This is a genomic window from Nostoc sp. NMS7 (assembly GCF_017115085.1).
In the GTDB taxonomy this organism is placed as follows: domain Bacteria; phylum Cyanobacteriota; class Cyanobacteriia; order Cyanobacteriales; family Nostocaceae; genus Nostoc.
The window spans coordinates 1-21,602 of the sequence record NZ_JABXKJ010000008.1 but is presented as its reverse complement, the minus strand read 5'-3'; the positions used below and the strand labels follow the sequence as shown (position 1 = coordinate 21,602).

The following is a 21,602-nucleotide window of genomic DNA, read 5'->3' as shown; positions in this document are numbered from 1 at the left end:
ATAAATCTGTGAATATCTCTGACTCCGCCCGCCGCAGGCATCGCATATTTTTTCTTCTTTTACATACTGCACTTGTTGTCTAATTTGTCAATGCGTAAGTTCTGTTTTGGTCGTGCCCTAGCTATCTAGCTTTGCTCCAGGAAAATCAGAAAAAGCTTTATCAAAATATTTTGCTAACTGAATATCTCGATCAGAGATTTGATGACCAATATCCCAAGTTGTTAGATAGACTCTAACTGTTTGCCAAACATTTTCCCATCGAGGATGGTGGAGTGCAATATCACATCCAGGTGCAACCTGATTCATAAATTCGATGGCATGGCGGAAAGTTTTAAAGTTGTACTGGCGAAAAATTTCAACACGCACTTTAGTTGGATCTTCAGGGAGCGGACTAACTACTTTTTCCCACTTCGATAAGTTACTACTGAGTGCAATCTGAAGTTTATCGTTACTAATTGGTTCTGGTTGTTCTGGATCAGGAGTGGGATAGATTCCCCAAAGATTCTTGCCTGTAAGGGAACGTTTACTCTTCTTATTTTGATCAGTAACTAATCTTAATTGCTCAAGTACAAGCTTGATGTCATGATCCCAATATGCATCCCGAATATCTACTGCCTGCCTTCGAGTTAAGGCGCTAATTGATGTAGGCAACTTATTAGAGGGAGGCATTTTGGCATCTCTAACCAACAACGGTAGTAATTTTTTATCCTCACGAAGTGCAAACTCAATCTCACGACGAACCCAATCATCTTCTTGATCTATACGACGGAACCCAAATTCATCACTAATCCGAATCCATTCAGTACCTATGACTACTATGACAATTTGAGCTTTTTGCAAAGCCTCTTCCAACTCTTTTGACCATTCTGTTCCAGGTTCAATAGAAGACGTATCCATAAATACGGTATCTCTTCCCAGTTCCCGAAGAATACTACTGTGCAAACGTCCAGTTTCGGCAGCACTATCTGCTCTTCGGTAACTGACAAAAATTGGTGCATTAAGCATAAGAAATAGAAACTTACTGTTCTTGTCGATGGCTGGTTAACTTAAAGGTGATCAGCTAATTAGTATTGAACTTGCATAGCATGGTGGGTGTCTTGTCCGCACCACAAAACTTTCATTTCAATAAAATTTCTGACACTATGATACCCATTAAATTAAAAATGATCACCATATCTTGCTAAAGACTGACACAAAGAGAATATTAGCCTTTGCGTCTTCGTACCTTAATAATGGTAGGACTTACGCACTATACAAATTAACCATAATGTAAATTATGATATTTGGTCATTTCAGGCGCTTAACATAACGCTGATTTACAGTCCGAAGTGGACATTGGCTAAGGCTTGGGAGAGATACTTAATACACCCAAGTCCAGCAATAAAAATACTTAAATATGGGTTGTGGTTGTAGAAAAAGCAGTTTTGGGGAATTGATATCAGGGGAATGGTAAAGAAATTAGTAGAAATGCTTTTGGTTGTTACCGAACAGCTGTATGTGTATGAAGGAGACAAAATTAGTCTTTTGTCTGTTTCAGATCCGCGAGAATTATGACACCAGTAGTCGTAGTTAAACCCAGAGGGAAGCAATTATCCCATTTAGCGCCGGTTGATGCCCAACAGCGCTTAGTTCAACTGTGGCTGCACGATAAGCCGCAAAGTACCCAAAAATGTTATCTGCGCTATGCGGTGCAGTTCACAGGATTTTTGGCAGGGGTGGGGAAGGCGATCGCTCACACGACTGTTGAAGATATGGTGGAGTTTTCTGAACATTTGCATAACCGGGGATTGGCAGCGCCTACTATCAAAACTTATATGGCGGCGGTCAAAAGTCTGCTTTCCTTTGCTTACAAAACTGGTTACATCAAGGTAAACCCCGGTGCTGCGATTAAGTTAAAAAAACTTGACCAGCGATTGCACTCTAAAGTTCTGACTTTAACTGATATCGCTTTGATGATTCGCCTCACCGAACGAGCCAAGTATCGTTATAAAGGTCAACAGATTAGGGATTTGTTGATATTGAAGCTTTTATACGTGGCTGGGTTGCGGGTGTCGGAGTTGGTAGGTTTGAGATGGAAGGACTTTACACCACGCGATCTGACCGGACAAATTACCGTTGTGGGTAAAGGCGACAAGTCCCGTCATATTTTACTGCCGGAATATCTGTGGCAGGAATTGATAAATTACAGAGGAGACGCGCCGAAAGATGCCTATGTCTTCAAGAGCCGCAACGGGAAAAATAAGCCGCTCCATCGTCAAAATGTTGATCCTATTATTAAAGATGCAGCAGAACGGGCGGGGCTGATGGAGAAAGTTAGTTGTCATTGGCTCAGGCACAGCCATGCGACGCACAATGCTGAGATGCGTACTCCAGTTCCGTTAATCCAGCAAACAATGGGCCACGCTGATATTTCCACAACGGCAGGTTATATTCACATACGCCCCGGTGACAGTAGTGCTTTGCATTTGCCACGAGTTTAACATCACTGCCTAATATACAGATTCATCATTCTCTGCAATTTGGCTTAAATTACCGTTCCATAGATAGCTAAAGGGTCAACCATAAAATCTACCTGTCCTAAAAAAATCTGAAAAAATTCTTGTAGGTTAAACTGTCCAACAATGCCAGGAAAGCTATTTGATTGCAATGGTCGTTTGGGAGTAAAACCTACTATAGTGAGTTCAACATCACCTGATAGTACATATCCTGCTCTTAGCTGATTAAGCGTCATACAAAGATGGCTTGGCTCAAGAGATGCACATAAGTTTAAACCATCGATTTGCATACTAATAGTCAATGGGCCCATGTAAAAGGTTCGAGTTAACTGAGCAAAAACCTTAAGCTTATTTTTATCATTTCCCCAGACTTGACGCCCTTGCTGATCAAGAACGCTCCATAAAAAGTCAGGTTGTTCCAACATTTGGATTACCGATTCCCAGTCAAAGAAGCGTGCTACTCCTGTGATTTTGATTAGAGGGGGGCAAGGATTTGGAAATGGGCTTCCTTTGACAACTTCGTGTAATAAACCAGCATCGACTAAATCTTTTTCTAAAACTAAGTAAAGGTTATCGTGTTCAGCTTTATCCTGAGACAAGGTTTGCAGAGACTCGAACTTGGCAGTAGATCCTCCTTGTTTAAGGCTTTTCTTTTGGATATTTTTGTTGTTTCTTTTACCACCTACAGAACCTCCGAATCCTTTTGCTCCTAAACTACCTTCTGCTTCATTTGAAAGTTATTTAACGCCTTCGGTATAATGCTCAACTGGATTATCTATATTACTCTGGCTAACACTTTCTAGAAAATGTCGTAATTGTGGTAATCCATCTGACAGTTGAGCAGTGTAAGAAAAAAGACGGTTACGATCTAAATAAATGAAGTGTCTTGGATTAGTAACGTTTCCACTTTCGAGCAAGTTGTTGCCGTTTTCGTTCATTTTCTGCCTCTAAAGCTTTTCTTCGTTCTACTTGATCTTTCTCAGCTTGCTGAATTTCAGAATCTAGGTTATTAAATTCGGATTTTTCAAAATCTGTACTGTTGCTGAGGACGTTCAAAACCTTATTAGTGACATCAGCAATTTGATAGATTGCTTCGTCAATTTTTTGTTCGGAATTGTTTGAATCTGGAGACTGAGAGTGAGCCACGGAAGTTACTTAGTCGATAACCTACTCTCAGTCTATACTTGCTTCTTACATAATTTGCTTACTGTTATAACTTAGACATAGATTAACTCTGCTGACAATCGAATGATTAGCTTTCCGGCTCATCTAAAACCCACTCAAATCGGCGCTTTAGGTCGTTGCAGTGACTAGGCAGTAAAATTCCATCATGCTGGAGTCTGCCAACTACAATCCCTGGTGCAATGCCAATTTCAGCAGCAAACTGCTCAATGCACACTTTAGTGCGTTGTTGACCTGAAGCTAGAAATCGCTTCAACTCAATAGGGGGGATAAGTATGTCCGCAGCGAATTTGTTTGCTTCTTCCTCCTTCGCTAAATCCTCAACAGCAGCAACACCTTTCCCTTCCAGGAAGACATCACGCTTACCATGCAGCAGAATATGACCAGATTCATGGAAGAAAGCAAACCATAAATGGTCATCAGTTTTATGCCGCAGGCTGAGTTGAATCAGCGCTTTCTGAGGATTTAACCAGCGTGTTGCTCCACAGGCTCTTGTCTTGGGAAGTTCCGGTATAAAAACCACAGCCACACCTGTTTCAGCACACAGTCGCACTAATTCTGGTTGAAAAACCTGTGGTGATTTCATCGTGAGAGCGCGGACTTGTAGCAGTGCCTCCCTAAACTTATTTGCATCATAGGTAGCACAAGAAATCTCAGCAGCTTCAATTTCTCCTTGACGCAGCCAAGCGGCCATTGCACCAGGCTGACTTTGAAAAGCCTGGGATTTCCGAAAATCCACATGAGTACTACACCATATTCCCTCCCATTGTTCAGGGGAGGCGACGGCGAAAAAATTTAGCACTTCCCGCAATTGTTCAACTTTGTCCTGATAGTGCCGAATCCAGCCAGACTTAATCATGGCTGTAACAGGAATTCCTTTAAGCCATGCTACTTGCTTTTCTAAGCGATCAAATTCATCCTGTTGCGCTAAAAATTCTCGGTATCGTCGTTCGCGGTTGTTCCAAAAACTAGCTGGGATATTAAATACACGCTCTAACTGCAATGCTGTTTCCGGAGTAATAGCTGCTTTGGCATTGATGATTTCGTTAATTGTTTTTTTAGGTCTTCCTGTACGTTCCGCCAGTTCAGCTTGGGACATACCCCGCTCTTCAAGGATTTCTTGAAGAGTCTCCCCAGGAGGAGAAACGTAATCTGGCGTGTATTGATTTTGGATTGCATTACTCATGAGTATTGTCCACGCCCAGTATTCTAACGGCAGTTACTTTATTCCAGTCGATGCCACCATCTGGTTTGGTAGGAATTGGTTCATCTGCTGGCTCAAATATTAGCCGATATGGATGATCCAAATCTAGTGATAACTGACCTGCGCGGTCTTGAAGCAATTCGTGACATCTTCCTGGAAGATTTCGCATATCTTCAAGTACGTTGGCATCACGTAAATTATCTAGTCGTCTTCGGATGCGTTTTGCTCTATCTGCACCATGATTTTTCTCTAGAAGCCTTTGGTTATTGCACTCTTTTTCAAATTTACGATTATTAAATACAATATCCATTGTAGCAAACTTCTACTAATATTGTTAACCCTTAAGGTTAATAACATTCTATGCGCTTGAACTAAAAATGACAGCAATTACCCAAAAATTACCGTAAAGCTACTTCCTGCTAGTACATTTGTTCTAAATCGGCTTCATGCTCAAAATTTCAGCTTTTTCATCTGATACCAGCTTCAGCATTGGCAGACATGATTAGACTTCTGCTCATTCAATACCGCATTACTCCTGATTTAAGCGCAATTGTCAAAAGAGGTGCTAGTTGATGATAGACCTTTGTTTTGGCTGATTATACCTACCCTATTCCAGATCCGGGAATATAATTTTCGGTTAAGTTGCATGAGTTTACTCATGCTTTAGTCCATCTAGTAAGAAAGAACCATCTCCTGATTAGCGATCGCTAATTACTAGCGGGACTTAATTAAACCCTATTGCGGAGACAGTTGAAATTATTTCACCGGATGGTAAAGTCAGCCGTTTGATATCAATTTTGATAGCAATAAACTGATGATAGAGGAAAAGCTATGTCTATTTACAAGCGAACGCGAGTAGCGTATCTCGTAGAGAGGAAACTTGAGCAATAAGGGGTGCTGGTTGCATCAGTACCCAATTAGCGATCGCTGATCTTATTCCTCTTTTTTACAAGCACAGCAATTCTGTAACTATACTGTATTTAATGTCACTTGCATTTTTTATTCAAAATACATGACAATTTAAATACCCGTATACTAAATACTTCATGACCCCAGAGGAACAAGCCAGACTCAAAATTGACGAATTGCTAACCGATGCAGGTTGGATTATTCAAGACTACAAACAAATTAATCTAAGTGCTTCTTTGGGGATTGCTGTGCGGGAATATTCCCTCAAGTCTGGTTTTGCTGATTACCTACTCATGATTAACCGCAAAGCTGCGGGTGTAATTGAAGCTAAAAAAGTAGGTATGCCCCTCAGTGGAGTTGAAACTCAATCTGATAAATATTCATTCCGGCTCCCCCCGACATTAAACTGTCACCGCAAACCTTTACCCTTCCTCTACGAAACCACGGGCGTAGAAACCTATTTTACAGATAACCGTGACCCTGATTTTTGCTCTCGAAAGGTGTTTAGTTTCCACAAACCAGAAACATTACAGGAATGGTTAGGACAATCTGACACCCTCAGAAGACGTTTGCAACTGTTAACGGAAATTGACACTGAAGATTTACGAGAATGTCAAAAAGAAGCCATTGCTGGTTTATTTAATTCCCTAAAACAAAATCGTCCCAAAGCCTTGATACAGATGGCGACAGGTGTTGGTAAAACATATACTGCCGTTAGTTTTATTTACTGGTTGATTAAAATAGCTGGGGCGAAACGGGTTTTGTTTTTGGTAGATAGGAAGAATTTAGGAGAACAAACCCAAAAAGAATTTCAGCAGTATGTCACTCCTGATGATGGGCGCAAATTCACAGAACTCTATAATGTGCAGTTATTGACTTCCAACACCATCGACCCAGTGAATAAAGTTTGTATGACCACAATTCAACGGCTTTATTCGATGTTGCGGGGAGAAGCTGAATTTGAAGCAGAAAATGAGGAAGCATCCCAGTTTGATGCAGAACAGGAAAACCAACAGCCCAAGGATGTAGTTTACAATTCCAAAATTCCCATTGAAACTTTTGATTTTATCATTACCGATGAATGTCACCGTTCAGTTTACAATGTGTGGCGGCAAGTATTAGAATATTTTGATGCTTTTATTATTGGCTTGACTGCTACACCATCTCTGCAAACCTTTGGTTTTTTTAATCAAAACTTGGTGATGGAATATCCCCACGAACGGGCGGTAGCTGATGGGGTAAATGTGGGGTATGAGGTTTATCGCATCCGCACTCAAATTACCGAACAGGGTAGCACTGTTCAATCTGGGTTTTATGTTGATACGCGAAATCGTCAAACCCGTGCTGTGCGTTGGCAGCAGTTGGATGAAGAATTAAGCTATGCCGGGAGGCAATTAGACCGTTCTGTTGTAGCAATTGACCAAATCCGCACGGTGATTCGGACTTTTAAACAGCGATTATTTACCGAGATATTCCCAGATAGAACGGAAGTTCCGAAAACTTTGATTTTTGCTAAAGATGATTCTCACGCCGAAGATATTGTGCGAATTGTGCGGGAAGAATTTGGTAAGGGAAATGAGTTTTGTAAAAAGATTACCTACCGCACCACGGGGGAGAAAACAGAACATTTAATTGCCAGTTTCCGCAATTCTTTTAACCCCCGCATTGCTGTGACTGTAGATATAATTTCCACTGGGACGGATATTAAACCTCCAGCGACAGTTTACTTATGAGCAGATTAAGCAGTTAGGAAATGCGCTGTCACGTCCCCCCCGAAATTTGACCCCTGAGAGGTTATGGGATGCTTACGCCCAACTAGAAACGGATAAGGTGCGAGGTGCGGGGGTACAAAAGTTGTTGACTGATATCATTTCTCTGGTACGCTTTGCGATGGGGGAAACGGAGGTTTTAGAACCTTACTCGGTATCGGTTGAGGAGAAGTTTCAGCAGTGGGTAGGGGGTAAGGGGTTTAGTTCTCAGCAGGTGATGTGGTTGGAGAAGATTAAGGAGTATATTATTACCAGTGTAAGAATTGAGGCGGAGGATTTACAAGAAATGCCTCAAGAAGCGTTTCAGGGTAATCAGTTATTTGGGAATGATTTGATAGGTATTTTGGATGAGTTGAATGAGGTTTTAGCTGCGTAATGGGTGAGGATTTGTATGAGTTACCAAAAGGTTGGGTGTGGGCGAAGCTGGAAGATGTTGTAGAAAAAATAGAGAATATTAATCCATCAATAAATCCTGAACAAGAATTTGTTTACCTAGACATTGCATCTATTGATAATTCTGTGCAAAAAATCACACAGCCTAAAACTTATCTAGGAGAAAATGCACCGTCACGGGCTAGACAGATTGTTAAGGCAGGAGATATTTTATTTTCTACTGTAAGGACGTACCTTAAAAATATTGCTGTCGTTCCTAATATTTATCATAATCAGATAGCCTCTACAGGATTTTGTGTTATAAGACCCTCTAAAGAAATTTCTCAAAATTTTATTTTTTTAATTACACAAAATGATAATTTTCTGGAACCACTTAATCAACTACAAAGGGGAACCAGTTATCCAGCAGTTAGAGATTCTGATGTTTTTGCTCAAAATATCCCCCTTCCCCCACTCCCCGAACAATATCGCATCGTTGCCAAAATTGAGGAACTATTCACCCAACTTGATGCAGGGGTAGAGTTACTCAAAAAGGTAAAAGCAAAGTTAAAACGCTACCGTCAGGCGGTGCTAAAAGCCGCAGTTGAAGGAAATTTAACCGCATATTGGCGCACAGCATATCAAGGGGAATTAGAACCCGCATCAGTGTTACTTGAACGCATCCTCAAGCAGCGCCGGGAGAAGTGGGAAGCTGAACAATTGGCGAAAATGCAAGCACAGGGTAAAACTCCCAAGGATGATAGTTGGAAACTGAAATATAAAGAACCCGTCGCACCAGAGACTCCTGAATTACCAACACGGGATTGCGGGTGATGATAGTCCGGTTGAAGCCAAAGATAGCTTGATGGCAGATTCAGGCGATCGCTTTGAATTAATATTGACTAATCCGCCCTTTGGTAAAAAAAGCAGCATCACTGTTTTCAAAGATGACGGGAAAGCAGATAAAGAAAAAGTCGTTTATCGCCGGGATGATTTTTGGGCAACCACTTCTAACAAACAGCTAAATTTTCTCCAGCACGTTAAAACTCTGCTACAAATTAACGGAAAAGCTGCGGTTGTTGTCCCTGATAATGTCCTTTTTGAAGGCGGTGCAGGGGAAACCATTCGCAAAAAGTTACTGCATGAATGTGATGTTCACACTCTGCTGAGATTACCAACAGGCATATTTTACGCCCAAGGAGTAAAAGCTAACGTTTTATTTTTTGACCGCAAACCCGCTAGCGCTACGCATTGGACAGAGAAGCTTTGGATTTACGATTTCAGGACTAACCAACATTTCACGCTAAAAACTAACACCCTGCGTTACGAAAATCTGCAAGACTTTATTCAGTCATTTAATGCTGACAATCGTCATGAACGTCAGGAAAATGAGCGATTTAGAGCATTTACCTATGAGGAATTAACACAACGGGATAAGGTTAGTTTAGATATTTTCTGGCTAAGGGATGAGAGTTTAGAGGATTCTGATAATTTACCTGCACCGGATGTTTTAGCTTTGGAAATTGCAGAGGACTTAGGAGCAGCCTTGGAACTGTTCCAAGGGATCACTGAAAATTTGGAAGTGAAATTAGAAGTTTACAGACATCTAAATTATTTTTAAGATGCTCACTTTGTAGCCCGCTTTTCTATTGGTTTTATCTACCTGTTAAGAAAAACTTCAGGAATCGACATATATTAAACAAGTTATATAACTATCTTGACGTTAAATAACAAGTTAGTTATAGTTATAACAACTTGGAAATACAAGGGAGGAGTGAAATGTCAAAGGTAGTTCAGGATCGGGTCGAGCAACTATTTCAAGCCACCAAGGATTTGCAAAGCCTCGAAGAAATCAAGCCATGCTGTGAGCAGTTCAACCAGTGGATAAAGGACAATACCAGCTACAGTGTCGATAGTTTAGGCACTGTGTTGAGTCGGGCCGGCTTCTATAAGAAATTTAAGTCGCTGCCATTAGAACAAGGTAAAAACGCTGAACTAGTACCTAAACATGATGCTGAGGGCAATGTTACCGGGAACCAGCTAAAGCACTATGTCTTATTACTCTGTGGGCTGAATGAGAAGCAGTGGGAAGAACGTAACGAAACCACGAGGGTAAGCGATCGCCTAACCAGTGCTGATGAAGATGGCAATAAAGGGGTTGAGATTGATCCAGATAGGTATTTAGAAGTCACAGAGAAACTGCTAGCCAGCGAAGATATTCACGAGTTAGCTGTGGGCTTGATAGCTGCTACTGGCCGCCGTCCTCATGAGATTCTAGCCAGAGGAAAATTTACCGAAGTAGATGGTGAATCTTATCAAGCATGGTTTGAAGGACAAGGTAAAAAACGTGCTGAGAAGCCAGTTTTTAAAATTTCTACTCTGTTCGCTGCTTCATACATCATTGAGTGCTTGGCTTACTTACGGAAAGATGCCAGCCTTAAGGAATTAATCAAAGAAGTCTCTAGCCAGTTTCCCGGTGATGTAGCAGCACAAAATAAGGCTATTGAAGACAAACGCGGTAATTTATTGCGTCGGGTAGTTCAAAAGTATTTTGGAAGCAAGGACACTAAAGAACCGCTTTTAAACTTCCGTCACGGTCAAGAGCAGAATGACTGTACAGCATTACGGGCTGCTTGTGCAAGTCTAGTCACCGAGCGGGATTGCAGGGGTTCAGTCGGGGCAAAAATGTACTTCGCTGCTTCCTTTCTCGGTCATGTTACCCCAGGCGAAAAAATCAGCGATAGAGATTTAAAACACATTATCACTACGCTTGGTTATTCAGATTATTACACCACCAAACCTGTACCCTTCCCCGGTGATCTGCCAAGGGAAAAACTCGCCAATGTTCGGGTTAATTCTTCGGATTTAGCAGCTATTCGCTACGTGCAAGAGCAATTAGAATTACCTAACCATCAGTCAGTAGTCAGCGAGTTGATTCAGTCGTATAACAACCGTTTAGACGCTGCCACAGAACTAGAGACGGCACAACAGGAAATTGCGGAATTGTCGGCACAAGTCAAGCAGTTACAAGAAATAAATAACAAGTTACAAGAAAGCCATGACCAATTGGAAGAGGAGAATAAAATCATAAATGCAACCAAGCTGGTCAAGGCAGATAATTTAATAGTCGAAGATAGTCAGTCCGTTGTTAATTTAGATAATCTACACGACATGATTCAAAAGATGGTAGACGAGGCAGTAGAGAAAGCCTTGCAGAATAGAGCAACAACACCTGTCAATACTGCCAAATTAGTAGCACCAAAAGAAGAGATTGACTGGGAAACCAAGACCGATGCCGAAGTGTGGAGAAGTAAAGCACCGTTGGCAGCTTTAGAAAAAATTCGTAGGTCTTATCAAGCGATCGCTCTGTACAATGACACTGTGGCGACTGGAGACTCAGATCGTCTTGCAATTACCAACCAAGCACTCAGGGAGTTATCGGGCTGTAATGGTTTGCTAGTGCGCGATTGGATTGAGCAGCACAAGGATGAAATAATCAGCCATAATGCTAAGTTCGGCATGGAGAACAAGAAAGACCCCAGTAACCCTGCCAGCTATGCCAACAAGGGCAAGGACACAGATAAAATTCTGTTGCTGATAAACGATGAGTTCCTTAGTGGTGAAGGCTTTAAGGCAGGGAGAAACTAAAGCCAATTAGCGGGTTGGATGGTCTGTGTTAGCTGTTTGTAGGGGGATGTCGTCAAAGGTAACAGAAGCCGACACTCAAGAAGAACTCACTGAAAAGCTAAAAATCATAATTCCCGAATTAATTGAATTAAATCATCACTTAAGTTTCTTTTACTTACCCTCTCTACTTAGAGTTAACAACGTACTCAAGTGAGACTGAAATAGAAAGAGAAATTTCTAAAGAGTTAATAAGCTTTTAGGTCGTTGCGTTTAACTCGCCAACCCTTACCAATCACTTGGGCTTTTAATTCCCCAGAAGCGATCGCACTTTTCAGCACTTCCCTAAATAACCCCGTCAAAGCTTGTGCTTCTGAAATCGAATTTTTGACACTCCCCACCGAGAAAAATAAATCAAGACCATTTCATCACAGCTACTGCAACCCTCACTAAAATCCTTATGCAATAAAACTTTTAAGTTTAATGCGGTTTTCTCTTTCAATGATACTTGTACCCGGAAATCAGGAGTTTCGATGATTTCGCATGGGAGGAGTGAATAATTATATTATCTTTAGTTTTCGATTAAAGATAATTAGGAAGTGACAAAAAATGTGGTTTTAAACTCTCACTAATGAGCCAATATTTATGAATTTACCTACGAGATTATGGAGCTTGATAAACTTAGTTGAATCCTCTTGTGGAGTGTCAAAGTTAGAAGCAACAGTGCTGTAGTCTAGTGTGGCACTGGCATATTTAGTAGAGTTATTATAAATGCCACCACCTTCCCCAGACTCTTTTTGACCAGTAATGAATTCGATCCCGAAAGCTCTATTCTGCTTGATAGTGCTGTTGCCTACTGTGAGGGCACCATCGTTGTAGATGCCACCGCCAAAGTGTGCCTGATTGCCACTAATAGTGCTATGGCTTATGGTACTAATGACTCCTTGTCCTTCGTCAAATTCGTCAACCACTACCGCGTTTGACGCGTTAAAAATCCCGCCGCCGACTCGCGCCGAATTTCCAATCATCTTGCTATCATTAAGTGTGAGAATGCTATCGTTCGCAATCCCGCCACCGTCGTATAACGCAGTATTACCAGTGATGATGCTGTTGTTTACTACAAGTCTAGGAGATAGACTATATGAACCGTCAATCCCGCCGCCACTGTTGTCAATCCCGCCGCCACTGAAGTAAAGGTTACCGCCACTGTTGTCAGGATTAGTACCTGCTTTATTGTTACTAATAGTACTGTAGTTCACCGTAAGCGTGCCATTGTTGTAAATGCCGCCGCCACCGTAGTAAATCGGGGGGACACCACCTCCCTCGCTATTGGCAAAAAAATTGTAGTCACTGGATTCCGCAGTATTGTTAGTAAGAGTACTGTAGTTCACCGTAAGCGTGCCATTGTTGAAAATGCCGCCGCCAAGGGCTTCCGCAGTATTGCCAGTGATAATGCTATTGTTCAAGGTAAAAACGCCTTCATTGGAGATAGCACCACCCCCTCCCGTGCCTTTGTAGCTATTGGTAATAGTCAGCCCGTTGATTGCAGCAGTTACACCACTAGCAATATCAAAAACTCGTGTTGCGCTATCATCCTTAACAGTTAATAAGTTCGGATTTGTCCCTTGAATGGTCAAGTTATCTGTGATACTCAGACCACTGCTAGTTAAACTGATGGTATGAGCAAGTCCATCATTAAACAGTCCGCTGAAATTGATGATGTTTTTTCCTGTCAGGGCATTAGCATCTAGAATTTCTTGCCGCAGTGAACCTGCACCACTATTGTTGGTATTAGTAACGGTAAATGTAGCCATTAATACGACTCCGATTGTGGGTAAGTTTATAAAAATTGCGTTAAAGGATCGTTTTGATATTACTACGGCTTGTGAACATCACACTGATAAAAAGCTAGAAATTGATGCAAATAATCCCTCTTCCAGATGGTTGAGGGATTTTTGATGGCTATTCGCAATTTGGGAAAAATATTTCTGGTGTCTTGTCGTGAAATTCTGAATTAATCTCCATTGGGTTTTGGAAATTCAAGGCTGAATTTAGCTTTAACATCTGCTATTTCCAAAAAAGAAGTGAGGGACATGAGACATTTCCCGACATTTTCCCCAAAAATAACAAATCCCAAACAACTACAAAACCAATGTCCACACATAATTTAAAAACTTGGATGCCCTTTTATCAAGATGTGATAGACGGTCGCAAGACTTTTGAACTACGCAAAAACGATCGCAATTATCAAGTAGGCGATATCCTGAATTTGATTGAAGTTGATCCTAGCAACAAACTAACACCCACTGGTAGGCAAGCCAATAAGGAAGTAATTTATCTGCTTACAGATTGAGGTTTAGAGTCCGGTTATGTGGTGCTAGCGATTAAATAATTTAACTACGGCGTAGCGCGTCTCTAGCTGTGGGATTTTGTTTTTGGTGAGGTGCGATCGCACTACATCCTCTATTTAATTTTTTGTTTAAGTGCATAAATCAAAAAATGCGTCGTAATGAGAGTTAGTAACAGACTTTTGTCACAATGATTCGCTCTTATTTATTCTTAATGGAGGAATAAAAACTGGGATGCTCCCTGTAATATATCTACTTATTGACATGATGCAGCCTAGAAAAATAAAAAATTAACAGCACTTAGTAGAGTATTATAAGTTTAAAAGCATTGCTTACACTGGTTTAACAATTGCAAACTACTGCAATTGTAAATCGCTTCTCAAAAATTAAGGAGCATAGATATGAGTAACATATTGTCTGATTTATCTAATCTTAAAGAACTCGAATTGCAAGAACTGTCTGAGGAAGAATCTCAACTTGTAGTTGGAGGTAATTTATTTGGAAGTATTGTTGGTGCTGTTGCTGGTAGTTATATCGGCTCTAAAGCAGGACTAGCTGGTATCATTGCAGGAGGATTAGTTGGAGGTGCAGTAGGGTCTGTAGCGGAAGACTTCATTAACGATCTATCCCGCCGGAAGCAAGTCCTAATCCCATTAACAACTTCATCAACTAATGGGAAGACAACAACAACTACAACGTCAATACTGTCAATATAGATACAACGAATGGCAGAGCGAGCTTTTCAGGCGAAGGATGTTGAAAAAACCAACTTTGAGAGATTAAATGCTGTTCTTTACCAATACCTTTGCCAAAATAAGAGCCTAGAAAATTTTGGCAAAACTGGCAAAATTATCTTAACTTTTTCAAAAATTAGCCTTCCTATAATTCGTTAGAGAACTCCACAGAATGATTGATCCTATGATTAGAGAAAGATAATTTCAGTGTGCAGCCTACCTCATGTGTCCAAAATCCTGTAGAAGGTAAAGAGCAACCAAAAAATATTTCACTATCTCACCCGTCCTTACCCACCTACCGTAAGCTACAGGACACGCTAAAAGAGGCAGAATTGCCTGACGACTTCGATTAATGCCCCATTCCTCATAACCCCAATTCTCACCCCGTAGCACGTAGCACGTCTTGTCGCTGTGGGGTTTTGCTTTGGTGGTGTGTTCCAGATATTAATGCCACCAACGGGATAATTCCATTTCCCGACATCTCACCCAAAAATAACAAGTCCAAATAACAAGTCCAAATAACAAGTCCAAACAACTACAAAACCAATGGCCACACATAATTTAAAAACTTGGATGCCCTTTTACCAAGATGTCATTGACGGTCGCAAGACTTTTTACCAAGATGTCATTGACGGTCGCAAGACTTTTGAACTACGTAAAAACGACCGCTATTATCAAATAACTAAAGGTTTTAAGTGCTGTACTTTGAACGCCTTTCATGTCTATAATATTTAATCTTTCAGTGTTTTTATAGCAGTTGTCTCATTATTCAGGATTACGAATATGAAATTAGTCCAAATGTTAGCGTCCATTGTTACTGGTTTTGCAATGCTTGCAACTGTTGGAAGCGGTTCTGCTAGTGCTTTGGAATTCAACCTTTTTGGTAGATTTGCGCCAGCAGACGCATTCGGTACAACAGGAGTGGCAAACGGTTCTTTTAATGGGACTTTCTCCTATTCAGGAGGAGCCGTTCCTACTAACGGTATTAACTATCTTTCGAGTTTTTCAATTAATATACTGAACGCAAGTAATATGGTTGTCGATACATTCAATTCCAATTCTAATGTTGGGATAATTTTTGGTAATCCAATTAACTCAGGCTCTGATATCTTGAACTTTAATTTTTATGAGAAGGGTACATACTTACAATTAGCATTTCCTAAAGGTTTTGAGGGAACAGGAAACCTCACGAAGAATAACCATTATGCTAGTTATTTTGGGGGTTTTGAGGCTGGTATTGGGGGTTTTGATGCTGGTCTTCCTGTTATCTATGTCGCTTCTGCTAGCTCTACACCTATCCCTCAAGCCGTGCCTGAACCCTTGACGATCGCTCGCTCTACATCTGTCCCTCAAGCCGTTCCTGAACCCTTGACGATCGCTCGCTCTACATCTGTCCCTCAAACCGTTCCTGAACCCTCGACGATCGCTGGTACTGTTTTAGGTAGTGTAGGTCTAATGGCAGCACGATTTAAATATAAGAAGCAAAGAGCTTTTTAAGCAGCATAAGCTACAGGAGACGCTAAAAGAGGCGGGAATACCTGACGACTTCGATTAATGCCTCATTCCCCATATTTCCCGACATTTTTAGAGATAAAACTCTATTGGAAATTTAAAACTAGTCGAGTGTTATTTAATGCATACTGATGGGTAAACTAAGCGCAGGTATGTATCAAAGTAAATATCGTAGGTTTTTTAATATGACTTTTTCCGAAGAACCAACAGTTGAAAATATTCGCATTTATATTAAAAAAGAGCTTAAGGGTGAGAAAGTACCACATATAAAAACTATTGAAAAATGGCTAAAAGACTATGGAACAGTAGGAGTCAAAACATTTCAAATAAAAATTAGTAAGAGTCTGACTACCTATAGAACCCATTTGATATCTATACAGGAGGGCAATCGAATTTGGCTGAACTACGAGCTAAGTTACAAATTTTATAGATTGATCGTCAGGATTTTTTTCTTGCTTTTTTTGTCGCTCAACACGACTGTATTGTAGGGTAATGTATCCGTTAAGAGCGGAATTGGCAGCCTAAAACTGGGGCTTTTATGATCGAGTTCGCCTAAATCAATGCTTTTCGTTATATCGCCATCTGTTGCAAGATTTGCGGTAAGTTCGCCTTTATAATCTTCAATTAAAAAGTCTCTAAAGAAAACGACTTCCCCACCATCAGGATCTATACCAAGGATGACCGTACCTCTGAAAGTTGCGCCTTTTCGTTCTTCATCAACCGTTGCCATTGTGATTTCCGAGGGGTTTTGACCGGACATATCTGCCATAAACTTTTTCCTGAGCGAATTCTCAACAATTGAAAATGATTTTACAAGAGCGCTATGGGCGATCGCAAAACTCTCAGGACGTATTTCTGCATCGGTCTTGCAAATGTATAGCCAAGTTACTTCTGGTTATACGCCTAATTGGAAGATTGAGTAGGGCTGTATACTGCCTTAGCTGTGGGATGTTACCCGAAATTGGGTGTAGACGATTGTGGCAGGGGTGAAGAGGTGCGATCGTGCAACACCCAATGCCTTAAAAATATATTGGAGGTTTTGGTAGTCACGTCTGATAGTCACGATGATTTTGGTAGTCACGAGGATTAATATCTATTTATATAGAGGTCGTGACTACGGTATCAAATTCTGATACAAAACTTGGGTATATTCAGTGGTGACTACCATGTTTTGTATAAAAATATATTACGACTAAACTGGTACAGCGATGCCGGAGGGGGTGCGGTCATACAATGGGTAAAAATGGGGAATTAGCTAGGAGTTAGTGATCACGCTGTGAAAAATTGAGAAGCGAAAAAATCTTTGGTGGCAGTGGACAGCAATCGCAGTTTTAGTAGACTGGTACGCGATCGCAGACTGGACTACATCTGACAGCAGCTTTTCTGTGTGCGATGGCTGCGGTATTCTCGTTGGCATCGCGCTGAGTCAACCCATTTATTTATGAGAATTCCGCCTTTGGGAGGGATACGTTTGTCCTGCACACCACCCTCCCAATTTGGCTGCCGGACAGGTGAATTTTCACGTATGATGGCGCGTTGCGAAATGGTTGCTCAAGTATAGACAAAAGTATAATAGTTGACATAAGTCATTTGTGAAACAATAGAATATAATGGTTACTTTGTGTATTCCGGCGCATTTCAAACCTCTCAAAACCGACTGCGAAAGTTATTCGATATGTCAAAGAAACTGCGTATATACCAGAAGAATGAAACTAATAAACCAAAAATAAAAGTAGCTCAAACCCCAGCAGAGGCAATGTTTGAACCACGATATTTTGGAATGGAATCACAACAGGCGCCAACGAAGCCCGTGAACTTAAATACCAAGTTGATGCGCGCGCAACGTTATGGTCATAATTTGACTCAGATACCGAGGAGTGAGCCAGCTCATACCACCCCAGTCCAGCATAAAAATATGAGGGGACAACCTCTGCCTTCTCAACAGGAGAGCGAACCTCTACTACAGGCTAAGTCTACTATAGGTGAGCTAGGAGAGAAGTCCGAACAAGAGATGGAACAACACCGCGTGGATCGACATAGACCTCTCCTTAAATCTAATACAAATACTATTAACGCAGTTCAATGCATGATGGATTCCGATTCCTCCTCCGAGCCGCAGGAGCAGGAAGAATTGTCGCCTGAGGAAAAGAGACAAAAGAAACTAGGGATTAAATATGGCTCCCGCTTCCCGTTAGTGCGGCGGAAGGCTAACGCCCTAGGCGAAGCCGTTCGGGAGCAGGTAAGAGTGCAGAGCGTGGCTCCGGGTATTATCCATACTCGTATACATAGACCAGTGGCTGACAACCCATCATTAACAGAAGACGATAGGAACGCGATTAATAATCAAAGACCAGGCGAGATTATGGAACATATGGGAGTCGGCGACACGTATGATCGGCTTCGCGTGCATCAAGGTGCTGGGAAGGGAGGCGTTATAGGTCAACCACAGCCAGCAGATCCAAGACATTTGGCCCATAGTCATTTGAGACCTGGTACGGGTACGGCGGTAATTAATGGGGGGTATTTCTCACCTAAATCCAATAGACCTGCTAACGTAGGAATGCCAGTAGGACCAACTGGGTATAGAGATGATAACAAACACAGACCAATCCCAGAGGCATACCGTGGTGACTATGGCGCCTTGAACGTTAATAGCAGCATGGGAATTAGCGCAGGTCCGGTGCTGGAGCCGGGTAAAGGCGATAATCAGTTTGAAGATGATAGGTTCAAATTCAAATTGCCCGACCCCGCAAACCCAAAACCTGGTAACGAGCAGACGAGGGATGAGAAGATAGATAACCCACTAAATAGCACATGGGGGGCACTCACTCATGCGAGTGATAAAAATCCTCGGTCAGCAATATCAACGTTTCCTCCAACAAACGTGGAATCTGGGGATGTTATTATGCATACAATAACCAGTGGGGGTAAGAGGCGCGACCCCAAAAACCGTGGTGCGACGATGAAAGAATGGCAAGAAATAGTGACTCAGGGGAGTTATCAATACGGTGAGAACGAAGGCAGTAATAAAAAACGGGCTATCAAGGAAACACAAACCCGACCAAATACTCTTAATCTGGATGGCGGAGGGTCGGTCTATATGGGAATTAAAAAAGGCAGTGGGATGCACACGACGATAGCGAGTGGAGCTCAAACTGGGGAGGCTCAACGGAAAATCCCTAATATAGTCTTTGCGGGAGGTAAAAACGACAACGGCGGAGAAGTCACCATCGTACCTAACCAAGGTTCACAGCCACAGCCTAACCAAAGCCCGCTTCCTAAGCGTCCTAAAGATGACGATAAGGAACAGTCTTCCTCTGGAAAACGACAACGACAACGATAAAGGCTTTTAATGGTTCAATACCTTAGCCAAAAAAAGAGTATGAAGAGAGAGGGCTGATGTAGTAGAGTTATTGTCTTCCACAACGACAACTCAAAAGCCACATACAGCCCATGTTCGACATCCTAACACTGTTGCAATGCCTGCTACCAGAAATAAAAGTGACGACAATGCGTCAGTTGAGTCAGATCATCATGGCCATGTTAGCCATGAGCGGACGAGTCACAATGTTGGGAATATCTCGTTGGGCAGGCATTGGTGGTAGTTATCGGACGGTGATAAGATTCTTTCAGACAGTTATACCGTGGGGGACATTATTCTGGGTATTTTTTCGTCGGCATTTGTTTTGTCCAAATGATGTTTATCTGTTGGCAGGAGATGAGGTAGTAATAAGCAAAGCCGGGAAAAAAACATATGGATTAGATAGGTTTTTTTCCAGTCTAATGAGTAAACCGATATCGGGACTATCTTTCTTTACATTATCATTAGTAAGTGTCAAACAAAGGCACTCATTTCCGATTCAGATAGAACAGGTTATAAAGAGTGATGTAGAAAAAAGTAGTGTATCGCCAAACTCAGAAATAAAAACTCAAGAAAAACGTGGGCGTGGACGACCAAAAGGGAGTAAAAATAAAAACAAAACGGAAGTAATTTTCACATCTGAATTACTACGAATTAAAGCGATGATTAATAAGCTATTTGAGTTAATAGCTAACTTTATCCCTCTCACTTACTTAGTCCTAGATGGTCATTTCGGCAACAATAATGCCTTGCAAATGGCGAACCAGGTAAAGTTGCACATAATATCCAAGTTACGCCACGATTCGGCATTATATATACCTTCCCAAAATCGTGACCCTAATCATCGTTCACGTCGTAAATACGGAGATAAGCTAGACTGGCGTAATATTTCTCAGGCATATTTGCGTCAAAGTAGTATTGAAGAAGATATCAAAACCGATATTTATCAATCTACTCTACTTCATAAAGAATTTGCCCAGCCACTCAATGTAGTTATTTTGGTGAAAACCAATCTGAAAACTAATGCTTGCAGTCACGTAATTCTGTTTTCTAGTGACTTAAGTTTATCATATGAGAAAATAATCGACTACTATAAACTGCGCTTCCAAATCGAATTTAATTTTCATGATGCTAAACAGTTTTGGGGATTGGAGGATTTTATGAACAGGGGTCAAACTGCGGTGACTAATGCTGTCAACCTTTCATTTTTTATGGTCAATTTGTCTCATTATCTTCTAGCTCAGTTCCGTCAAGATAATCCTGGCTCTGGCATTGTTGATCTTCAGGCTTATTGTCGTGGTTTTCGATATGTTCGTGAAATGTTAAAAATGCTTCCTGAACCACAAGAGCCTATTTTATTATCCCAGATTTTTGCCAAGCTTACCTCTCTTGGTCGTATTCACAATGCTTCTACAGCCGTTTAACCCTCGTAATTTGGCTACAGTATTGATGGTTAAATCAGAGTTATAAAGTTTGTTAAATTTTTGGCATTAGCTGTGGCGAAAATAAGCAAACTATACAAATATCAAGTTGTTGTAGCTTATTTTCTAATCAGCATAACAGTATGATGAAAGAAGTTTTTGCTGGGGGATTGACCTAGATAGGGAGACGCGGCAGAGCCGCCTTCGCTAGCCGTCTCAGGCATAGTCAACGCCAGGGTGAGCAGTTAAACAAGTGATCTGCGATCGCCACGGGTTAGTCCCAATTAATCATAGAAACTATCAAATAAATTTAGCAAGTTCCCACTAAAAAATCAATGGATGAAAATTAGCGATCGCAGGATCAGGAGCGGGGGCAGGAGAGTTTAGTTGGTTAGCAAGATAAGCGTGGACAGTATTAAGCAGAATAGAAGAAGCATTATCGCCATTGCTGCGGGCTTTAGCAACAAAGTCTTTCCAAGTATTTTCAGGGATACGAAAAGTCTCCAAGCGAATTTTAGAGTCAGTCATATAGATTCAGTATGTATATACTTATGAGTTAAGTATATATCATTTTTGCTTATTTGTATATATTTAATTTATCTGATATATATATTTTTTATTGTATAGATAAGGCTTAAAGAATATTTTGATAAAAAAGCATAGTTAATAAC

The 21,602-nt window shown here is 41.2% G+C and carries 25 protein-coding genes; 14 read left to right on the top strand and 11 right to left on the bottom strand.

From position 1 onward, the window contains the following. Positions 1–117 precede the first annotated feature (117 nt). Positions 118–1,005 (bottom strand): 4a-hydroxytetrahydrobiopterin dehydratase, encoded by an 888-nt coding sequence (locus HWQ38_RS00660; protein WP_292789128.1) that lies wholly within the window; start codon positions 1,003–1,005, stop codon positions 118–120. A gap of 545 nt (positions 1,006–1,550) precedes the next feature. On the opposite strand from HWQ38_RS00660, the gene HWQ38_RS00655 reads away from it, so the two are divergent. Beyond that, positions 1,551–2,480 carry a tyrosine-type recombinase/integrase gene (locus tag HWQ38_RS00655; RefSeq protein ID WP_292789126.1) on the top strand — a complete coding sequence of 310 codons (930 nt, stop codon included), beginning with the start codon at positions 1,551–1,553 and terminating at the stop codon, positions 2,478–2,480. Positions 2,481–2,524: 44 nt separating this feature from the next. On the opposite strand, the gene HWQ38_RS00650 is transcribed toward HWQ38_RS00655, so the two are convergent. From HWQ38_RS00650 to HWQ38_RS00635, 4 genes are all read right to left on the bottom strand, one after another. Then, a complete protein-coding gene (locus tag HWQ38_RS00650) occupies positions 2,525–3,094 on the bottom strand; it encodes a hypothetical protein (RefSeq protein ID WP_292789124.1) in 570 nt (189 codons plus the stop codon). A gap of 292 nt (positions 3,095–3,386) precedes the next feature. Then, a complete protein-coding gene (locus HWQ38_RS00645) occupies positions 3,387–3,641 on the bottom strand; it encodes a hypothetical protein (RefSeq protein ID WP_292789121.1) in 255 nt (84 codons plus the stop codon). 106 nt (positions 3,642–3,747) lie between these two features. After that, on the bottom strand, positions 3,748–4,863 hold the full coding sequence (locus tag HWQ38_RS00640) for a HigA family addiction module antitoxin (protein ID WP_292789118.1): 1,116 nt from the start codon (positions 4,861–4,863) through the stop codon (positions 3,748–3,750). After that, positions 4,856–5,191, bottom strand: a complete 336-nt coding sequence (locus HWQ38_RS00635) for a type II toxin-antitoxin system RelE/ParE family toxin (RefSeq protein ID WP_229501455.1) — start codon at positions 5,189–5,191, stop codon at positions 4,856–4,858. Before HWQ38_RS00635 ends, HWQ38_RS00640 begins: the two co-directional genes overlap by 8 nt. Positions 5,192–5,927: 736 nt before the next feature. On the opposite strand from HWQ38_RS00635, the gene HWQ38_RS00630 reads away from it, so the two are divergent. The 6 genes from HWQ38_RS00630 (at position 5,928) to HWQ38_RS40305 (ending at position 11,772) form a co-directional block, all read left to right on the top strand. After that, positions 5,928–7,523, top strand: a complete 1,596-nt coding sequence (locus HWQ38_RS00630) for a DEAD/DEAH box helicase family protein (protein ID WP_292789111.1) — start codon at positions 5,928–5,930, stop codon at positions 7,521–7,523. Beyond that, entirely contained in the window at positions 7,483–7,935 is a 453-nt protein-coding gene (locus tag HWQ38_RS00625) for a type I restriction-modification enzyme R subunit C-terminal domain-containing protein (protein ID WP_366933200.1), read from the top strand. The genes HWQ38_RS00630 and HWQ38_RS00625 overlap by 41 nt, the downstream gene beginning before the upstream one ends. Next, complete coding sequence (locus tag HWQ38_RS00620; RefSeq protein WP_292789110.1) at positions 7,935–8,765, top strand: restriction endonuclease subunit S; 831 nt, start codon at positions 7,935–7,937, stop codon at positions 8,763–8,765. Before HWQ38_RS00625 ends, HWQ38_RS00620 begins: the two co-directional genes overlap by 1 nt. 31 nt (positions 8,766–8,796) lie before the next feature. Next, complete coding sequence (locus tag HWQ38_RS00615) at positions 8,797–9,552, top strand: N-6 DNA methylase (protein WP_292789108.1); 756 nt, start codon at positions 8,797–8,799, stop codon at positions 9,550–9,552. Between the two features lie 158 nt (positions 9,553–9,710). After that, on the top strand, positions 9,711–11,579 hold the full coding sequence (locus HWQ38_RS00610; protein WP_292789106.1) for a protelomerase family protein: 1,869 nt from the start codon (positions 9,711–9,713) through the stop codon (positions 11,577–11,579). A gap of 46 nt (positions 11,580–11,625) precedes the next feature. Further along, positions 11,626–11,772, top strand: coding sequence for a DUF1902 domain-containing protein (locus HWQ38_RS40305; protein ID WP_366933197.1), 147 nt, complete (start codon positions 11,626–11,628; stop codon positions 11,770–11,772). 31 nt (positions 11,773–11,803) lie between these two features. On the opposite strand, the gene HWQ38_RS00605 is transcribed toward HWQ38_RS40305, so the two are convergent. Both HWQ38_RS00605 and HWQ38_RS00600 read right to left on the bottom strand, forming a co-directional pair. Then, on the bottom strand, positions 11,804–11,956 hold the full coding sequence (locus HWQ38_RS00605; protein ID WP_292789104.1) for a hypothetical protein: 153 nt from the start codon (positions 11,954–11,956) through the stop codon (positions 11,804–11,806). A gap of 216 nt (positions 11,957–12,172) precedes the next feature. Then, positions 12,173–13,369 (bottom strand): hypothetical protein, encoded by a 1,197-nt coding sequence (locus tag HWQ38_RS00600; RefSeq protein WP_292789102.1) that lies wholly within the window; start codon positions 13,367–13,369, stop codon positions 12,173–12,175. Between the two features lie 338 nt (positions 13,370–13,707). Here HWQ38_RS00600 and HWQ38_RS00595 point away from each other — a divergent pair, with 338 nt between their 5' ends. From HWQ38_RS00595 to HWQ38_RS00585, 3 genes are all read left to right on the top strand, one after another. Next, positions 13,708–13,908 (top strand): DUF3850 domain-containing protein, encoded by a 201-nt coding sequence (locus HWQ38_RS00595; RefSeq protein ID WP_292789100.1) that lies wholly within the window; start codon positions 13,708–13,710, stop codon positions 13,906–13,908. Positions 13,909–14,304: 396 nt separating this feature from the next. Continuing rightward, a complete protein-coding gene (locus HWQ38_RS00590; protein WP_292789098.1) occupies positions 14,305–14,619 on the top strand; it encodes a hypothetical protein in 315 nt (104 codons plus the stop codon). A gap of 227 nt (positions 14,620–14,846) precedes the next feature. Further along, a complete protein-coding gene (locus HWQ38_RS00585) occupies positions 14,847–14,990 on the top strand; it encodes a hypothetical protein (protein WP_292789096.1) in 144 nt (47 codons plus the stop codon). A gap of 26 nt (positions 14,991–15,016) precedes the next feature. Here the strand turns inward: HWQ38_RS00585 and HWQ38_RS00580 are convergent, their stop codons facing one another. Next, positions 15,017–15,142 carry a hypothetical protein gene (locus HWQ38_RS00580; RefSeq protein ID WP_292789094.1) on the bottom strand — a complete coding sequence of 42 codons (126 nt, stop codon included), beginning with the start codon at positions 15,140–15,142 and terminating at the stop codon, positions 15,017–15,019. A 41-nt stretch (positions 15,143–15,183) separates the two neighbouring features. On the opposite strand from HWQ38_RS00580, the gene HWQ38_RS00575 reads away from it, so the two are divergent. Together HWQ38_RS00575 and HWQ38_RS00570 are read left to right on the top strand one after the other, a co-directional pair. Next, positions 15,184–15,372, top strand: coding sequence for a DUF3850 domain-containing protein (locus tag HWQ38_RS00575; protein WP_292789092.1), 189 nt, complete (start codon positions 15,184–15,186; stop codon positions 15,370–15,372). Between the two features lie 48 nt (positions 15,373–15,420). Next, the gene (locus HWQ38_RS00570) at positions 15,421–16,134 is read left to right on the top strand and encodes a PEP-CTERM sorting domain-containing protein (protein ID WP_292789090.1); all 714 of its coding nucleotides are present in this window, start codon (positions 15,421–15,423) and stop codon (positions 16,132–16,134) included. A 439-nt stretch (positions 16,135–16,573) separates the two neighbouring features. Here the strand turns inward: HWQ38_RS00570 and HWQ38_RS00565 are convergent, their stop codons facing one another. Together HWQ38_RS00565 and HWQ38_RS00560 are read right to left on the bottom strand one after the other, a co-directional pair. Further along, positions 16,574–16,918: a hypothetical protein gene (locus HWQ38_RS00565; RefSeq protein WP_292789088.1), complete on the bottom strand. Its 345-nt coding sequence runs from the start codon at positions 16,916–16,918 to the stop codon at positions 16,574–16,576. Between the two features lie 168 nt (positions 16,919–17,086). Then, the gene (locus HWQ38_RS00560) at positions 17,087–17,230 is read right to left on the bottom strand and encodes a hypothetical protein (RefSeq protein ID WP_292789086.1); all 144 of its coding nucleotides are present in this window, start codon (positions 17,228–17,230) and stop codon (positions 17,087–17,089) included. Positions 17,231–18,064: 834 nt separating this feature from the next. On the opposite strand from HWQ38_RS00560, the gene HWQ38_RS00555 reads away from it, so the two are divergent. Together HWQ38_RS00555 and HWQ38_RS00550 are read left to right on the top strand one after the other, a co-directional pair. Beyond that, entirely contained in the window at positions 18,065–19,492 is a 1,428-nt protein-coding gene (locus HWQ38_RS00555) for a hypothetical protein (RefSeq protein WP_292789083.1), read from the top strand. A gap of 110 nt (positions 19,493–19,602) precedes the next feature. After that, positions 19,603–20,934, top strand: a complete 1,332-nt coding sequence (locus HWQ38_RS00550; protein WP_292789081.1) for a transposase — start codon at positions 19,603–19,605, stop codon at positions 20,932–20,934. Positions 20,935–21,255: 321 nt separating this feature from the next. On the opposite strand, the gene HWQ38_RS00545 is transcribed toward HWQ38_RS00550, so the two are convergent. Then, complete coding sequence (locus HWQ38_RS00545) at positions 21,256–21,459, bottom strand: hypothetical protein (RefSeq protein ID WP_292789079.1); 204 nt, start codon at positions 21,457–21,459, stop codon at positions 21,256–21,258. Between the last annotated feature and the right edge of the window lie 143 nt (positions 21,460–21,602).

What these genes read in the sequence shown, in the direction of transcription:
- HWQ38_RS00660 (WP_292789128.1), bottom strand. Translation starts at nt 1,005, where the DNA reads ATGCTTAATGCACCAATTTTTGTCAGTTACCGAAGAGCAGATAGTGCT.
- HWQ38_RS00655 (WP_292789126.1), top strand. Translation starts at nt 1,551, where the DNA reads ATGACACCAGTAGTCGTAGTTAAACCCAGAGGGAAGCAATTATCCCAT.
- HWQ38_RS00640 (WP_292789118.1), bottom strand. Translation starts at nt 4,863, where the DNA reads ATGAGTAATGCAATCCAAAATCAATACACGCCAGATTACGTTTCTCCT.
- HWQ38_RS00635 (WP_229501455.1), bottom strand. Translation starts at nt 5,191, where the DNA reads ATGGATATTGTATTTAATAATCGTAAATTTGAAAAAGAGTGCAATAAC.
- HWQ38_RS00630 (WP_292789111.1), top strand. Translation starts at nt 5,928, where the DNA reads ATGACCCCAGAGGAACAAGCCAGACTCAAAATTGACGAATTGCTAACC.
- HWQ38_RS00620 (WP_292789110.1), top strand. Translation starts at nt 7,935, where the DNA reads ATGGGTGAGGATTTGTATGAGTTACCAAAAGGTTGGGTGTGGGCGAAG.
- HWQ38_RS00615 (WP_292789108.1), top strand. Translation starts at nt 8,797, where the DNA reads ATGGCAGATTCAGGCGATCGCTTTGAATTAATATTGACTAATCCGCCC.
- HWQ38_RS00610 (WP_292789106.1), top strand. Translation starts at nt 9,711, where the DNA reads ATGTCAAAGGTAGTTCAGGATCGGGTCGAGCAACTATTTCAAGCCACC.
- HWQ38_RS40305 (WP_366933197.1), top strand. Translation starts at nt 11,626, where the DNA reads ATGTCGTCAAAGGTAACAGAAGCCGACACTCAAGAAGAACTCACTGAA.
- HWQ38_RS00600 (WP_292789102.1), bottom strand. Translation starts at nt 13,369, where the DNA reads ATGGCTACATTTACCGTTACTAATACCAACAATAGTGGTGCAGGTTCA.
- HWQ38_RS00595 (WP_292789100.1), top strand. Translation starts at nt 13,708, where the DNA reads ATGTCCACACATAATTTAAAAACTTGGATGCCCTTTTATCAAGATGTG.
- HWQ38_RS00590 (WP_292789098.1), top strand. Translation starts at nt 14,305, where the DNA reads ATGAGTAACATATTGTCTGATTTATCTAATCTTAAAGAACTCGAATTG.
- HWQ38_RS00575 (WP_292789092.1), top strand. Translation starts at nt 15,184, where the DNA reads ATGGCCACACATAATTTAAAAACTTGGATGCCCTTTTACCAAGATGTC.
- HWQ38_RS00570 (WP_292789090.1), top strand. Translation starts at nt 15,421, where the DNA reads ATGAAATTAGTCCAAATGTTAGCGTCCATTGTTACTGGTTTTGCAATG.
- HWQ38_RS00565 (WP_292789088.1), bottom strand. Translation starts at nt 16,918, where the DNA reads ATGGCAGATATGTCCGGTCAAAACCCCTCGGAAATCACAATGGCAACG.
- HWQ38_RS00555 (WP_292789083.1), top strand. Translation starts at nt 18,065, where the DNA reads ATGAGGGGACAACCTCTGCCTTCTCAACAGGAGAGCGAACCTCTACTA.
- HWQ38_RS00550 (WP_292789081.1), top strand. Translation starts at nt 19,603, where the DNA reads ATGTTCGACATCCTAACACTGTTGCAATGCCTGCTACCAGAAATAAAA.
- HWQ38_RS00545 (WP_292789079.1), bottom strand. Translation starts at nt 21,459, where the DNA reads ATGACTGACTCTAAAATTCGCTTGGAGACTTTTCGTATCCCTGAAAAT.